Below are 13,660 nucleotides of genomic sequence, written 5' to 3' on the forward strand. Positions count from 1 at the left end.
GCCAGGATGACGACATGTCATCCACTTTCGTCACCCCGCGGCTCTCGGCCTCCGCCCCGGACAACGCACCCGATCGGCTGCCCGTCGGCCGTCGCCGGTTGCGGCGAGCGCTGTCCTTCGAAGTCATCCCACCCCGGTCGCCGGCCCAAGCCGCGCGGATGCCGAGACTGCTGAAGTTCCTCGATTCGCTCGGTCCCGACTATCTGGCCGTCACCTCCTCAGCCACCAGCAACTGGCTGCAGGGCACCGCTGACTTCATCGCCGAGGTCACCGCCACGACCACTCTGCGGCCGTTGGCCCACCTCGCGTGCACCGCCGGAACAGAAGCCGAACTGCTCGGCTGGATCGACCACCTCCTCGGCGTCGGTGTGCGCGGATTCCTCGCCATCCGCGGCGACATCCCCGCCGGACAGACTTCACTCCCGGCAGGGCATCTCCCCCACGCCGATGCTCTCGTCAGCCTCCTCCGCCGTATTGAGAACGACAATGTCGCCTGCCTGGCCGCCGGTCGCCTCGGCATCGGCGTCGCCGCCTACCCCTCGGGGCACCCGGAGTCGACCGGTCCCGAAGAAGACCTCGACGTGCTCGCAGCCAAACAGCGCAACGGCGCCGATTTCGCCATCACCCAGCTCTTCTTCGACCCCACCGCGTACTCCCGGCTGCGCAGACGTGCCGAACACGCCGGCATCATCATCCCGATCATCCCCGGCATCCTGCCGATCACCGATCCCCGTCGTCTGCACACGATGTCCCGGCTCTCCGGCCTGCCCGTCCCCGACGGTCTGCTTGCACGCTTCGACGGAATCTCCGACCCCGCCTCGGCGAGGCGGATCGGCCTCGACATCACCGCCGAACACACCGCGGCGATCCTCGAACACGACGCCGACGGACTGCACTTCTACACCTTCAATGACCAGAACACGACCGAAGACCTGCTCACCGCACTCGACCAGAAAGGGATCTCCGTGAGCTCATTCCCACCCCAGCCTCCGCCTCGGCGCTGGCCGCCATCGACCGATCACACAACAACGAAGGAGAACCACGCATGACCACCCCATTCCCGACCGCCACCATCACCGGCTACCCGCGCATCGGCGCCCGCCGCGAACAGAAGAAGGCTCTGGAAGCCTATTGGGCCGGCCGCATCGATGCCGCGGACTTCACCCGCTCCGTGCACACCCTGCGCATCGACACCTACCGCCGCCTGGCCCAGCTGGGACTGAGCGAGGACTATGCGATCCCCGCCAGCTACAGCCACTACGATCACGTCCTCGACACAGCCCTGGCCGTCGGACTCATCCCCTCTGCCACGGGTGCCAACACCGATGCGGATTCTGCCGGCAGCCTCGAGCACTACTTCGCTCTCGCTCGCGGAACGGCGCAGCGCGCTCCGCTGGAGATGACGAAATGGTTCGACACGAACTACCACTACCTCGTCCCCGCGCTCGCTGATTCCACGACCTTCACCGCCCACCCGCAGCAGCTTCTCTCCCTCGCCGCCGAGGCGAAGGCCGCCGGCCACCTCGTCAGGCCGGTCCTCGTCGGACCCGTCACCCTGCTGGCACTGACCAAATCCTCCCCCGGTGCCACGACGCTGCCGCTCGACCGTCTCGACGAGCTCACCCTCGTCTTTCGAGACATCCTCACGGCCCTGGGTGACGCCAGCATCGATTGGGTGCAGCTCGATGAGCCGGCCCTCGTCGCCGACATCCCCGGCATCACGGATGCCCGACTCGCCGAGGCGGCCCGACGCAGCTATGCGACGCTGACAACCGCGCCCGATCGTCCGCAGCTGTTCGTCACTACCCCCTACGGAAGCCTCGACAATGGTCTGCCGGCACTCGCCGAATCCGGCATCGATGCCCTGGGTGTCGACCTGTCCGCCGCGACGCGTCGGATCGATCCTGACTACCCGCGCAGGGTGGCAGCGACAGTGCCCAGCTCGGTCCACCTCGTCGCCGGGGTCGTCGACGGACGCAATGTCTGGGCCGATGACCTGGTCTCCAGCCTCGACGTGCTCACCGGTCTGGGTCGGGAGTCGGTGAGCGTGTCCACGTCCACCTCACTGCTGCACGTGCCCTATACGATCGCCCAGGAGACTTCGCTGCCCGTCGACGTCGCCTCCTGGCTGTCCTTCGCCGAGGAGAAGGTGACCGAGGTCGAGGCCCTGGCCGCGGCTCTCACAGACGGAGTCGAAGCTCGTCCGGCGGCATTCAACCGAGCCGATCGTGTCCGGCGCACACGCGCTTCGTCGACCCGGGTCCACAACACCGAGGTGGCTGCCCGCACCGCCGCCGAGGCAACCAACGACGGCTTCCGCACCGATGCCGCCACACGGATCGCCGCCCAAGAGTCACTGGGGATCCCAGATCTGCCGACGACGACCATCGGCTCCTTCCCGCAGACGGCCGAGGTACGCCGAGCACGGGCCGATCACCGCGCCGGGCGTCTCGATGACGCCGCATATGAGCAGGCGATGCGGGCCGAGATCGACCGGGTCATCGGCCTGCAGGAGGAGCTGGGTCTCGACATCCTCGTCCACGGGGAACCGGAACGCAACGACATGGTCCAGTACTTCGCCGAACACCTCGACGGCTTCACGACCACCGAGCACGGATGGGTGCAGTCCTACGGGTCGAGATGCACTCGCCCGCCGATCCTCTTCGGAGACGTGTCCCGTCCCGCGCCGATCACCGCCGGCTGGTCACGCTACGCCGCCTCCCGCACTCCACGTCCGGTCAAGGGCATGCTCACCGGTCCGGTGACGATCCTGGCGTGGTCATTCGTCCGCGACGATGTCGACCTGCGGGTCTCCGCCGACCAGATCGGTTTGGCACTGGCAGATGAGGTTGCGGACCTCGAAGCGGCGGGCATCGGCATCATCCAGGTCGACGAGCCGGCTCTGCGGGAGCTGCTTCCGCTGCGCGGCCGTAACCGAGCCGAGTACCTCGACTGGTCGGTGCGCGCCTTCCGCCTGGTCAATGCCCACGTCTCCCCGCAGACGCAGATCCACACGCACCTGTGCTATTCGGAGTTCGGAGAGATCATCGACGCGATCGATGCCCTCGACGCCGATGTCACCAGCATCGAGGCGGCCCGGTCACGGATGGAGGTCCTCGACGATATCGACGGCTTCGGCTTCGCCCGCGGCATCGGCCCCGGAATCTATGACATCCACTCCCCACGTGTGCCGAGCGTTGAGGAGCTGCGCGAACTCATCGAGGCGGCGTTGAAACATGTGCCTGCGCATCGTCTGTGGATCAATCCGGACTGCGGGCTGAAGACACGCGACTACCCGGAAGTGCGCGCTTCCCTGGCCAATCTCGTCGCCGCGCGCCAGGAAGTATTGGAAACGGTCCAGGTCACCGTCTGAACCGCCTCGGCGAGGGTCGGGTCAGTGAAGCCCGGGTCAGTGTTCGGGGAGCTCGAGCGGAATGTAATACAGGCCCTTCGAGTCCTCCTCGACACTGGCCCGGAGGCGATCGTCGAGGTGGATGAAGTCATTGACCTTGATCGTGCCCTTCTGGCCGCTGAGCCGACGGATCGCGAACGCGGGGATGAGACCCTGTCGTCCCGAGCCATCGACGGCGAGCGCGTACTTCGGGCCGGTCGCACGGACCCGGACGTCGATGCCCGAATCCTGCTCTCGCAGCTCGTCGATTTCGACGACGGGTTCCGGGTTCGTCAGCGCGGTGAGCTCGACGGCCAGGGTATCGGCCATGTCATCGACAGTGGCGAGCATATTCGCCATGGCGCGGGCGAATTCGCCGTGCAGCTTGCTCGGCTTCATCGCCGCGCCGGGTTTGTACATGTCCTCATGGGTCAGTTCGCTCCAGGCGTCCTGGAGCCGGGTCTTGACCTGGATCTCGGCGAAGACCGGTGCCCCTTGGTCAGACGGAATGCGCAGGGTGACGTGGCAGGCACGGTAGCCGCTGGCCTTCGGCGGGTCCGTGTAGTCCTTCCACTCGATGAGTTCGAAGCTTCCGAGCTGGTCGGGATCACGCAGCGCGGCGAACATCATCGACTGATCACGCGGTGATTTGCACAGCACCTTGATACCGACGATGTCGCGGATCTGGTCTTCGACATCCTCGGTGCTGGTGATGGTCAGCTGCGGATCGTCTTCGGTCTTCTCCGTCAGCTTCGCCAGGGTGCGTGCCGCGTCCTTGATCCGATGGCCGTCGACGTCGAGGCGGGAGATGTCCTTGTCCTTGAGCAGCCCCTTCTGCTGTTCGGTCAGCCAGTGCTTGATCCGCACGGCCGCCAGCTGCCAGGCGTCAAGCCGTTCGACATAAGCGCGTTCGACGATCGTTTTGAGCTGCGATTCGTTCTTCACGCGCTCTCCCCTGCCTGCCGACGGTAGACTCTCATGGACGTTCGGTGTCTCTCGGTGCCTGATGTGCACCGAGTTCCATGGTCAGACTCTACGCGGTAGACGCAGAACGCCCCGGCAGCGACTCGTCCTCCCTGTGCAACGGGAGGAGAAGTCACTGCCGGGGCGTTGTGACGCTCAGGCTGAGGTGGTGACGCTTCGGTCTCAGTGACTGGCGGAGGACTGACCGACGGATTCGGCGGTGACGTGTCCGCGCGCCTCGGCGAGCATCTCCTCACGGGTGGCGAGTTTGATCCGCTCACGGCCTTCGACCTCGCCGGCGGCCTTCTCGGCGGATTCGACGCGGTGGTAGCCCTCCCAATCGACGAAATCAACGCCCTTGGATTCGAGGAGTTCGACGATGGCCGATTCGTCCGGGTACACCGGGTCGGTGAGCACCCCGGCGGCGCGGTCGTCGAGGATGTGGCCGATGGTCTCGAGCGCATCGCCCTTCGTGTGGCCGATGAGCCCGACGGGTCCGCGCTTGATCCACCCGGTGGTGTACACGCCCTGGACGACATCGGCGTCGGCGGCAGTCGACTGATCATCGGTGTCGACGACACGGCCTTCGTGGTTCGGGATCACACGTTTGCGGTCGTCGAAGGGCAGCTGCGGCAGCTGAGTGCCCGCATAACCGACGGCACGGTAGACCGCATCGATCTCCCAATCGTGGAAGCTGCCGGTGCCGTTGACACCTGCGGAGCCGTCGAGTTCCATGCGTTCGGTACGCAGTCCCGTCACCTTGTCCTCGCCGAGGATGGCGACCGGTGCGTGCAGGAAGTGCAGGTGGAGACGTCGCTTCGCTCCGGTGGGTTCGCGCATCGTGAAGTCCGTGAGCGTCTTCGCGACCTGTTTGACCTGGTTGCTCGACTCGATCGCCTGCATCGATCCTTCGTCGAACTCGAAGTCCTCCGGGTAGACGATGAGGTCGACGTCCTTGACGGCACCGAGTTCGCGCAGCTCCAGCGGGGTGAACTTCGCCTGAGCGGGTCCGCGGCGGCCGAAGATGTGGACGTCGGTGACCTTCGAGGACTTCAGCCCCTCGTACACGTGGTCGGGGATCTCCGTGGTGTGCATATCGTCGGCCTGCTTCGCCAGAACACGGGCGACGTCGAGGGCGACGTTGCCGTTGCCGATGACGGCGACGCGTTCGGCGTCCAGCGGCCAGGACTGCGAGACATCGGGATGCGAGTCGTACCAGTTGACGAAGTCAGCGGCACCGTAGGATCCGGGCAGGTCGATGCCGGGCAGATCAAGTGCGGCATCGACGAAGCACCCGGTGGAGAAGACCACCGCGTCATAGCGGTCGGTGAGCTCTTCGAGGTGGAGGTCGACTCCGTACTCGACATTGGAGAACAGGCGGATGTCGCCTCGGTCGAGGACCTTGATCAGGGCATTGATGATGCCCTTGATCCGGGGGTGGTCGGGGGCGACTCCGTAGCGGACGAGTCCGAAGGGAGTCGGCAGACGGTCGAAGAGATCGATGCTCAGATCGAAATCACGTTCCGCCTTCGTCATGAGATCGGCCGCGTAGATCCCAGCAGGACCGGCGCCGACGATGGCCACCCGGAAGGGACGAGTCATTCTCACACCTCTCTGTTCAGTCCCATCGAGTCTATCGTCAATGTAGGTCATCCTTACAATGACGTGACCAAACTCGCACCGCCGCGGCCCGACCAGCGGGACGTCAGCTCTCAATATGACGCCGTCTCACCGGCGGTCCCGCCTACTCCCCCGACGACGCGGTCTCATTAGACTGAAGCCTGTGAGCCAGAACCCTGCCCCCGATGATAGCGCGATTCGCCGTGCCGGTCTGATCAACGGATTCTCCGCCTACCTGCTGTGGGGTGTGATGCCGCTGCTCTTCGCGGCCGCTGCTCCCACCGGCGCCCTCGAACTCGTCTCCCACCGCGTCATCTGGTCACTCGGCTTCTGTGCCATCCTGCTCGTCTTCACCGGCGGGTTCCTCCGCACCTGGCAGATTCTGCGCTCACCGCGCCTCTTCGGCCTCCTGCTTCTGGCATCCGTGCTCATCGCCATCAACTGGACGACGTTCATCTACGGGGTCGAAACCAACCAACTCGTCGAGATCTCACTCGGCTACTACCTCAACCCCCTCATCTCCATCGGCCTCGGCGTCGTCTTCCTCGGCGAGAAGCTGCGGCCACTGCAGTGGACTGCCGTGGGCTTCGGTCTGCTCGCCGTCATCATCGTCGGCATCGGCCTCGGCCGCGTCCCCTACCTCGCGTTCACCGTCGCCCTGTCCTTCGGCCTCTACGGACTGGTGAAGAACAAAGTCGGCAGCCGAGTGGGCGCGCTCGAGGGCATGGCGGTCGAAAGCCTCGTCCTCGCCGTGCCTTCGGCGATCTACCTCATCGTCCTCGGCTCGCTGGGACTGCAGACATTCACCGGCTTCGGCGGTTGGCACGTCGTGGTCATCATCGTCACCGGTCCGGCCACCGCGATCCCGCTCATCCTCTTCAGCGCCGCCGCCCGCCGCATCCCCCTGTCCTGGGTGGGCATGCTCCAATACCTCACCCCGACCATCCAATTCACGCTCGGCGTCACGGTGCTCGGAGAGATGATGTCGACGACCCGCTGGGTCGGCTTCTTCGTCATCTGGATCGCCGTGGTCCTGCTGTGCACGGACATGATCCGCCACAGCCGACGCCGCTCCTGACCCTGCCCCGACCCCGCAGCACCCCTCCATTACTACCTGACGGCGGCCCAGATACCTCGCGCGAGGTTGCTGGGCCGCCGTCAGGTAGTAATTCCAGGATTGACTGCGGAAATATCCCGGAACCCCCTTGACACTATCCTTGGCACCATGGTTCATTGGTTAAGTAACTAACCGACCCACATGGAGCCGACCGTGATCGACGAAACCAAACCCCTGTTCACTCAGATCGCCGAGAAGGTCGAGGACTCGATCCTCAACGGCACCCTGCCCGAGCTCTCCCGAGCACCATCGACGAACGAGCTCGCATCGTTCTACTCCATCAACCCGGCCACCGCCGCCAAAGGCATCAACCGACTCGTCGACAAAGGAGTGTTGGAGAAGCGCCGCGGCATCGGAATGTTCGTCACCGAAGGCGCCCGAGCTCTGCTCATCAACGAACACCGCACCACTTTCTCCGAGAACTTCATCAGTCCCCTGTTGGGCGAGGCCAACCGCCTCGGCTTGGGGTCCGAGGACGTGATCGCGCTCATCGAAGAGCGCTCCCGAGAACTCCATCTGACCACCGCACTCGATCCGACCGCAGCGAAGGGATGACCCATGAACTCCGTCGTCGAGGTCCGCCACCTCACCAAGACGTATAAGACCGCCACCGCACTCGACGATGTCAGCGTGAGCATCGACGAGGATTCGATCTACGGACTGCTCGGACGCAACGGCGCCGGCAAGACCACACTCATGTCCATCCTCACCGCCCAGAACTTCGCGACCAGCGGCGACGTCAAGGTCTTCGGGGAGGACCCCTATGAGAACGCCCGCGTGCTCAGTCGCATGTGCTTCGTCCGCGAGAGCCAGAAGTACCCGGACGACTCCAACGCCCGCCACGCCCTGACCAACGCCAGCCTCTTCTTCCCGAACTGGGACCAGGAATTCGCCGACCAACTCGTCGACGACTTCGCTCTGCCTCTGAAGACCCCGATCAAGAAGCTCTCCCGCGGTCAGCAGTCGGCCGTCGGTGTCATCATCGGCCTCGCCTCCCGAGCCGAGATCACCTTCTTCGACGAGCCCTACCTCGGCTTCGACGCCGTTGCCCGACAGATCTTCTACGACCGCCTCATCGCCGACTACGCAGAATTCCCGCGCACCATCGTGCTCTCGAGCCACCTCATCGACGAAGTCGCCGATCTCATCGAGAAGGTCATCGTCATCGACCGCGGTCGGATCATCATGGATGAGACCACCGAGGAGGTCCGCGGCCGCGCGGTCAACGTCGTCGGGGATGCCGACGCGATCAATCGGCTCGTCGTCGGTCGCGAGGTCATCCACCGCGAATCACTCGGCCGAGTCGCCTCGGTGACGATGCTCGGTCACCTCAGCAATGCCGATCGCGAACTCATCTCCGATGCCAACCTCGACCTCACTCCCGTCTCGCTGCAGCAGCTCGTCGTCCGCAGCACTCAAGCGGACCTCGCCGATCCGACGGCAGCGGAGACCGACTCAAGGAGCCTGCAATCATGACCGCCCTCATCGACCACCCGCCCGAAGCCCGAACCTCACGACCGAAGAGCCGCATCCTCGGCGTCGTCCGCCTGCAGTTCACGAACCGGCAGACCTTCATCTGGATGCCCCTCCTGATCCTCACCGGCGCATGGCTCATCACTCTCATCATCCACTGGATCATCGCCTCTGCGGGCGTGGACGGTCCGATGTACAGCGGAAGTTCACAGGCACCGCTGTGGTACTTCGCCATCGTCGGAGCCCAAGCGGTGAACCTCACCTTCTACTTCTCGCAAGCCATGAGCCTCACCCGCAGGGAGTTCTGCCTCGGCTCCTTCCTGGCCGCCGCGATCAGCGCCGTGGGCATGTCCGCCGTCTTCGTCGTCATGGGGTTCATCGAGCAAGCCACCGACGGCTACGGCATGAACGGCTATGTCTCCTACCTGCCATGGGTGTGGGAACACGGACCGCTCGGCGCAGGATTCGTCTACTTCGTGCTCACGATCCTGTGCTACATCCTCGGCTTCTGGTTTGCGATCGTCTATAAACGCTTCGGCACGCTCATCCTCACGAGCTCCCTCATCGCCATCGCCCTGGCGCTGCTGGCCGGCGCCGCATGGGTCAACGTCAATCAAGCCTGGCCCGAGGTCTGGGCGGCACTCGTCGATGCGCAGGCGGTCGGACTGGCCCTGTGGGCACTGGGACTGAGCGCAGTCTTCGCCCTCGGCTCGTACCTCACCGTGCGTCGCCTGACGACATAGACCTCGCCGAGGCGGTCCCGCGGTCCGCGGTTCAGCTGAGCAGGGCCAGCACTCCCCCGGCAAGCACCGCGGCCACGGCCACGGCCGTGCCCATCGCGGCCGTCGACTTCCACCCCATGGCCTTCCCGACCATGACCATCGAGGGGATACTCAGCGCCGGCAGGGCGATGAGCAGAGCACCTGTGACACCGGCTCCGACGCCGAGAGGCACGAGGGTGAGGATGATCGGGATCTCTCCGCCGGTGGGGATGACCAGCAGGGTCGCGGCGACCGCCACGATGAGGACGGCACCGGCTCCCAACTGGGCTTCGAGTCCGAAGACCCCGGTCAGCCACGGTGCAATGAGTCCGATGACGAACACGAGCGCAAGGTGTTCGGGAACGAGGATGAGGGTGAACCTGGCCAAGGACCGCAGATAGCGCACGGGCAGAGTCAGCAGATTCGCCGAGGCGGCCCCGGACTCGGGTGCCGCATCGGCGGGACCGCTCACCCACCGTCCGATGAGAGCAGCGGCGCCAACGGCGATGAGCAGCGCGAAGACGATGCGCACCGCCATGTACTGCCACGGCAGGACGAGAGCCAGAAAGATGAGGACCGCGGGGTTGAGCATCGGATTGCCCACCCAGTAGGCCAGAGCGGCAGAACGGCGCACACCCGAATCCCGCAGCCCCGCGGCCACCGGGGCCGCACAGCAGGTGCACATCATCGACGGCATCGACAGCGCCGCCCCGACGAGGGACTGGCCGGTGTGGCTGCGCCGGTTGAGCAGCCTCAGCAGCCAGTCACGCGGCACCAGGGCATCGACGGCCGCCGCGACGAGCAGCGCCACGAGCAGCGCTTTCCACACGGCGGTGAAGTACACAAGTGTGAAGTCCCACGCGCCCGAGAACGACACCGTCTCCCCTGCGGCGTCGAAGAGAGGAGCACCGTCCCACAGCGAGGTCTTGCTCAGCGTCCATGCCTTGTCCCAGTACGGCAGCCATTTCGACCAGCTCAGGCCCACCACGAGCAGCAGTGCGAGCACACCCAGCCCGATCCAATCGGCGGCACCGAGCCTCTGTGGAGTCCTCACCGGTGCCGAAGCCTGGGTGTGCGTCATCGCGGTAGGTCCTTTGCGCTCATGCCGAAACGGCGGTGAATCAGGAGAGAGATGGCAGAGGGAACGAGATCAGGAGCTGCGGGAGACGACGGAATCGGCGAAGGCGAACAGCGCCTCCTTCACCCGGCCGTCGGGCAGCGGTGCCAACGCGGCCTTGGACTCCTCGGCCCAGCGGGCCGCCTCGGTGCGGGCCCGCTCGGTCACGGGATGGGCGGCCAGTGCTGCACGCGCAGCTTCCAGGGCCTCATCGGAATCGAGGTCGGCGTCGAGCAGTCGGACCACCTCGGCGGCGGACTCATCACCCTCAGCCGCGGCGGCGCGCACATAGAGCACGGGCAGGGTGGGAACGCGTTCGCGCAGATCCGTGCCCGGAGTCTTCCCTGACTCCGATGATGTCGTGGTCAGATCGATGATGTCGTCGGCGAGCTGGAAGGCCACACCGACGCGTTCGCCGAAGACCCGGACGGGTTCGGCCAGCGCCGAATCGGCTCCCGAGAACATGACGCCGAAGCGCGCCGAGGTCGCGATGAGCGAGCCGGTCTTGTCGGCGAGCACCTGAATGTAGTGTTCGATCTCGTCGGCACCCGCGGGAGGGCCCGCGAACTCGTTGAGCTGACCGAGGACGAGTCGTTCGAAGGTCTCGGCCTGGATGCGCACGGCCTCGGGGCCGAGCTTCGCGGTGACGCCGGAGGCCTTGGAGAACAGCAGATCTCCGGTGAGGATCGCCACCGAGTTGCCCCACACCTCATGAGCGGCCTTGGCTCCGCGGCGCACGGGAGCATCGTCCATGACGTCGTCGTGGTACAGCGAGGCGAGGTGGATGAGTTCGACGGCGACGGCCGCATCGATGATGTCGTCGTTGTCCGCATCGCCAAGGCGGGCGGTGAGCAGCACGAGGTTGGGGCGGGCGCGTTTTCCGCCGGCGGCCAGCAGGTGCTTCGAGGTCTCGTCCGGCAGTCTCCGCGTCTGTTCGGTGACCTCGTAGAGACGAGCCTCCACGGTTTCCAACTGAGTCGAGATCTCTGCCGCGAGCTGGGCGTCGTCACCGGTGAAGGTGGCCGGAGAGGCTGGGTGGCTCATGTCCTCGTCATTCGTCGTAGTCGGTGTCGGCATGCCGTTGTCCTCGTCCTTGCGCTCAGAATTCTTCACTGTGGTCTCAGCGTCTTCCGTTCGCTCAGACATTGCTGGTGGCCGGGACGATTCGGGTCAGGGCCGAAATGATCCTGTCGATGAGATCGGCCTCGGAGACCTTCGGGTCGCGGTAGAGGTTCGCCAACAATTTGACGACGAACTCCATCACAACGTCAACACCCATACCGTACTTGATTCCGAACTGCATGAGCGCAGGATGGCCGATGATCGAGGCGAAAACGCGACCCAGGGTGAAGTAGCCGCCCAGGGAGTCTCCGAGCAGAGCCGGGTACTCCTCCAAGCGACGACGCATCACGGCCTGCGGGTAGCGCGAATAGGTGGAGATCACTTCGGCGGCGATACGCCCGGATTCCAGCGCATAGTCGATGCCCTCGCCGTTGAACGGATTGACCATTCCGCCGGAGTCGCCGACGAGAAGCAGACCGCGGTGGAAGTGCGGTGTGCGGTTGAAGGCCATCGGCAGAGCCGCGGATTTGATCGGACCCAGAGAGGTGGTCTCGTCGATGCCCCACTCATGGCCCATATCAGCGATCCACTGGTTCATCATTCCGCGCAGATCCACGGACTTGAACTGGGGTGAGGAGTCGAGCAGCCCGGCACCGATATTCACAGTGCCGTCGCCGAGGGGGAAGATCCATCCGTATCCGGGCAGAGTCTCGGATTCCCCGGCCGCATTCGTCGACCGCATCTCCACCCAGGATTCGATGTAGTCATCGGCGTGCCGCGGCGTCGTGTGATAGGCGCGGGCGGCGATGCCCATCGGACGATCGTCGCGCTTCTCCAAGCCCATGGCCACGGCCAGGCGGGAGGAGACTCCGTCGGCCGCGATGACGATCGGGGCCTTGAAATGAGCTTCGGGTCCCACTCGGCGGCCCCGGTAGTCGGTTCCGGAAGCATGGACGCCGCGGATCCACCCGTCGTCACCGACGTCCGGGGACATCGCGCGAACCTGCTCGAAGAGCCGGGCTCCGCTGCGTTGGGCGTGGCGGGCGAAGGCTTCGTCCATGCTCATGCGCGGACGAGTGACCCCGTAGTTCGGGGTGCCGTCGATCTCGGGCCAGTCGAGTTCGAGCCGGTGGCCGCCGCCGATGAGGCGCAGTCCCTTGTTCCTGTGCCAGCCGTCGGATTCCGGCAGCTCCATTCCCAGATAGCCAGCCTCCTTGACCGCGCGCGGGGTCAGGGCATCGCCGCAGATCTTGTCGCGCGGGAATCCGGACTTCTCCAGGATGATGACCTCGTGCCCGGCCTGGGCGAGGTAGGCACCGATCGCCGAGCCGGCCGGACCGGCACCGACGACGACGACTTCGGCATCGAACTCATTCATCGTCAAGGCTGGGCCGGCTCCGTGGTGTCGTTCGCCTCGGCGGGCTTGAGGGCATGGTGGACGGCGACGATTCCGCCGGTGAGGTTGCGGTACTTGACCTGGTCGAACCCGGCGTCGAGGATCTGGTGGGCGAAGGCGTCCTGGTTCGGCCAGTCACGGATCGACTCGGCCAGATAGACGTAGGCTTCGGGGTTCGAGGACACGGCACGTGCCACGGCCGGCAGCGCCCTCATCAGGTATTCCTTGTAGACGAGGCTAAAGGCGTCGAGCGTCGGAGTGGAGAATTCGCAGATGACGAGGCGCCCACCGGGCTTGAGCACGCGCAGCATCTCGGTGAGCGCCAGATCGACGTCGTGGACGTTGCGGATGCCGAAGGAGATCGTGACGACGTCGAAGCTCGAATCGGCGAAGGGCAGGTCCATCGCATCGGCGTAGATGAAGTCGATCTGCGGGTGCCGACGGCGCCCCTCGGCGAGCATTCCGGTGGAGATGTCCCCGGCCACCACCTCGGCGCCGTGGTGGGTGAACGTCATCGACGAGGTGCCCGTGCCGGCGGCCAAGTCGAGCACGCGTTCGCCGGGCCCCGCGGCCACGGAATGGGCGACGGTGCGCCTCCAGGCGCGGGCGATTCCGAAGGTGAGGACGTCGTTCGTGAGGTCGTAGCGGGAGGCGACATCATCGAACATCGACGCGACGTCGGCGGGCTGTTTGTCCAGCTTGGCACGGTTCATGACCATATTCTCTCAACACCTCATCCGAGAGGGCGAATCCGGATCCC

Annotated in this window: 12 protein-coding genes; 6 read left to right on the forward strand and 6 right to left on the reverse strand. The window is 65.4% G+C overall.

Annotated elements, in window-relative coordinates; all coding sequences use genetic code 11:
• Positions 1 to 14: 14 nt before the first annotated feature.
• Entirely contained in the window at positions 15 to 1,049 is a 1,035-nt protein-coding gene (locus tag BEP01S_RS14315; RefSeq protein WP_083532749.1) for a methylenetetrahydrofolate reductase, read from the forward strand.
• Positions 1,046 to 3,373 (forward strand): 5-methyltetrahydropteroyltriglutamate--homocysteine S-methyltransferase, encoded by a 2,328-nt coding sequence (gene metE / locus BEP01S_RS14320; protein ID WP_062244527.1) that lies wholly within the window; start codon positions 1,046 to 1,048, stop codon positions 3,371 to 3,373. Before BEP01S_RS14315 ends, metE begins: the two co-directional genes overlap by 4 nt.
• 36 nt (positions 3,374 to 3,409) lie before the next feature.
• Here the strand turns inward: metE and BEP01S_RS14325 are convergent, their stop codons facing one another.
• Positions 3,410 to 4,336, reverse strand: a complete 927-nt coding sequence (locus BEP01S_RS14325; protein ID WP_062244530.1) for a GTP pyrophosphokinase — start codon at positions 4,334 to 4,336, stop codon at positions 3,410 to 3,412.
• 201 nt (positions 4,337 to 4,537) lie between these two features.
• Positions 4,538 to 5,956 carry an FAD-dependent oxidoreductase gene (locus tag BEP01S_RS14330; protein WP_062244532.1) on the reverse strand — a complete coding sequence of 473 codons (1,419 nt, stop codon included), beginning with the start codon at positions 5,954 to 5,956 and terminating at the stop codon, positions 4,538 to 4,540.
• Between the two features lie 181 nt (positions 5,957 to 6,137).
• On the opposite strand from BEP01S_RS14330, the gene rarD reads away from it, so the two are divergent.
• From rarD to BEP01S_RS14350, 4 genes are all read left to right on the forward strand, one after another.
• Positions 6,138 to 7,052, forward strand: a complete 915-nt coding sequence (gene rarD, locus BEP01S_RS14335) for an EamA family transporter RarD (RefSeq protein WP_062244535.1) — start codon at positions 6,138 to 6,140, stop codon at positions 7,050 to 7,052.
• Positions 7,053 to 7,244: 192 nt separating this feature from the next.
• Complete coding sequence (locus BEP01S_RS14340) at positions 7,245 to 7,646, forward strand: GntR family transcriptional regulator (protein WP_039206606.1); 402 nt, start codon at positions 7,245 to 7,247, stop codon at positions 7,644 to 7,646.
• A 3-nt stretch (positions 7,647 to 7,649) separates the two neighbouring features.
• Positions 7,650 to 8,567, forward strand: a complete 918-nt coding sequence (locus tag BEP01S_RS14345) for an ABC transporter ATP-binding protein (RefSeq protein ID WP_039206557.1) — start codon at positions 7,650 to 7,652, stop codon at positions 8,565 to 8,567.
• Positions 8,564 to 9,307 carry a hypothetical protein gene (locus BEP01S_RS14350; RefSeq protein ID WP_062244538.1) on the forward strand — a complete coding sequence of 248 codons (744 nt, stop codon included), beginning with the start codon at positions 8,564 to 8,566 and terminating at the stop codon, positions 9,305 to 9,307. The genes BEP01S_RS14345 and BEP01S_RS14350 overlap by 4 nt, the downstream gene beginning before the upstream one ends.
• Before the next feature lie 31 nt (positions 9,308 to 9,338).
• On the opposite strand, the gene BEP01S_RS14355 is transcribed toward BEP01S_RS14350, so the two are convergent.
• The 4 genes from BEP01S_RS14355 to BEP01S_RS14370 all read right to left on the reverse strand — a co-directional run bounded on the left by BEP01S_RS14355 (position 9,339) and on the right by BEP01S_RS14370 (position 13,613).
• A complete protein-coding gene (locus BEP01S_RS14355) occupies positions 9,339 to 10,406 on the reverse strand; it encodes a permease (RefSeq protein ID WP_062244542.1) in 1,068 nt (355 codons plus the stop codon).
• Between the two features lie 69 nt (positions 10,407 to 10,475).
• Positions 10,476 to 11,486, reverse strand: a complete 1,011-nt coding sequence (locus BEP01S_RS14360) for a polyprenyl synthetase family protein (RefSeq protein ID WP_062244623.1) — start codon at positions 11,484 to 11,486, stop codon at positions 10,476 to 10,478.
• A 94-nt stretch (positions 11,487 to 11,580) separates the two neighbouring features.
• A complete protein-coding gene (locus tag BEP01S_RS14365; protein WP_062244545.1) occupies positions 11,581 to 12,882 on the reverse strand; it encodes a geranylgeranyl reductase family protein in 1,302 nt (433 codons plus the stop codon).
• A gap of 2 nt (positions 12,883 to 12,884) precedes the next feature.
• Positions 12,885 to 13,613, reverse strand: a complete 729-nt coding sequence (locus tag BEP01S_RS14370) for a demethylmenaquinone methyltransferase (RefSeq protein WP_062244626.1) — start codon at positions 13,611 to 13,613, stop codon at positions 12,885 to 12,887.
• Positions 13,614 to 13,660 lie beyond the last annotated feature (47 nt).

Source organism: Brevibacterium epidermidis NBRC 14811, assembly GCF_001570805.1.
GTDB lineage: Bacteria > Actinomycetota > Actinomycetes > Actinomycetales > Brevibacteriaceae > Brevibacterium > Brevibacterium epidermidis.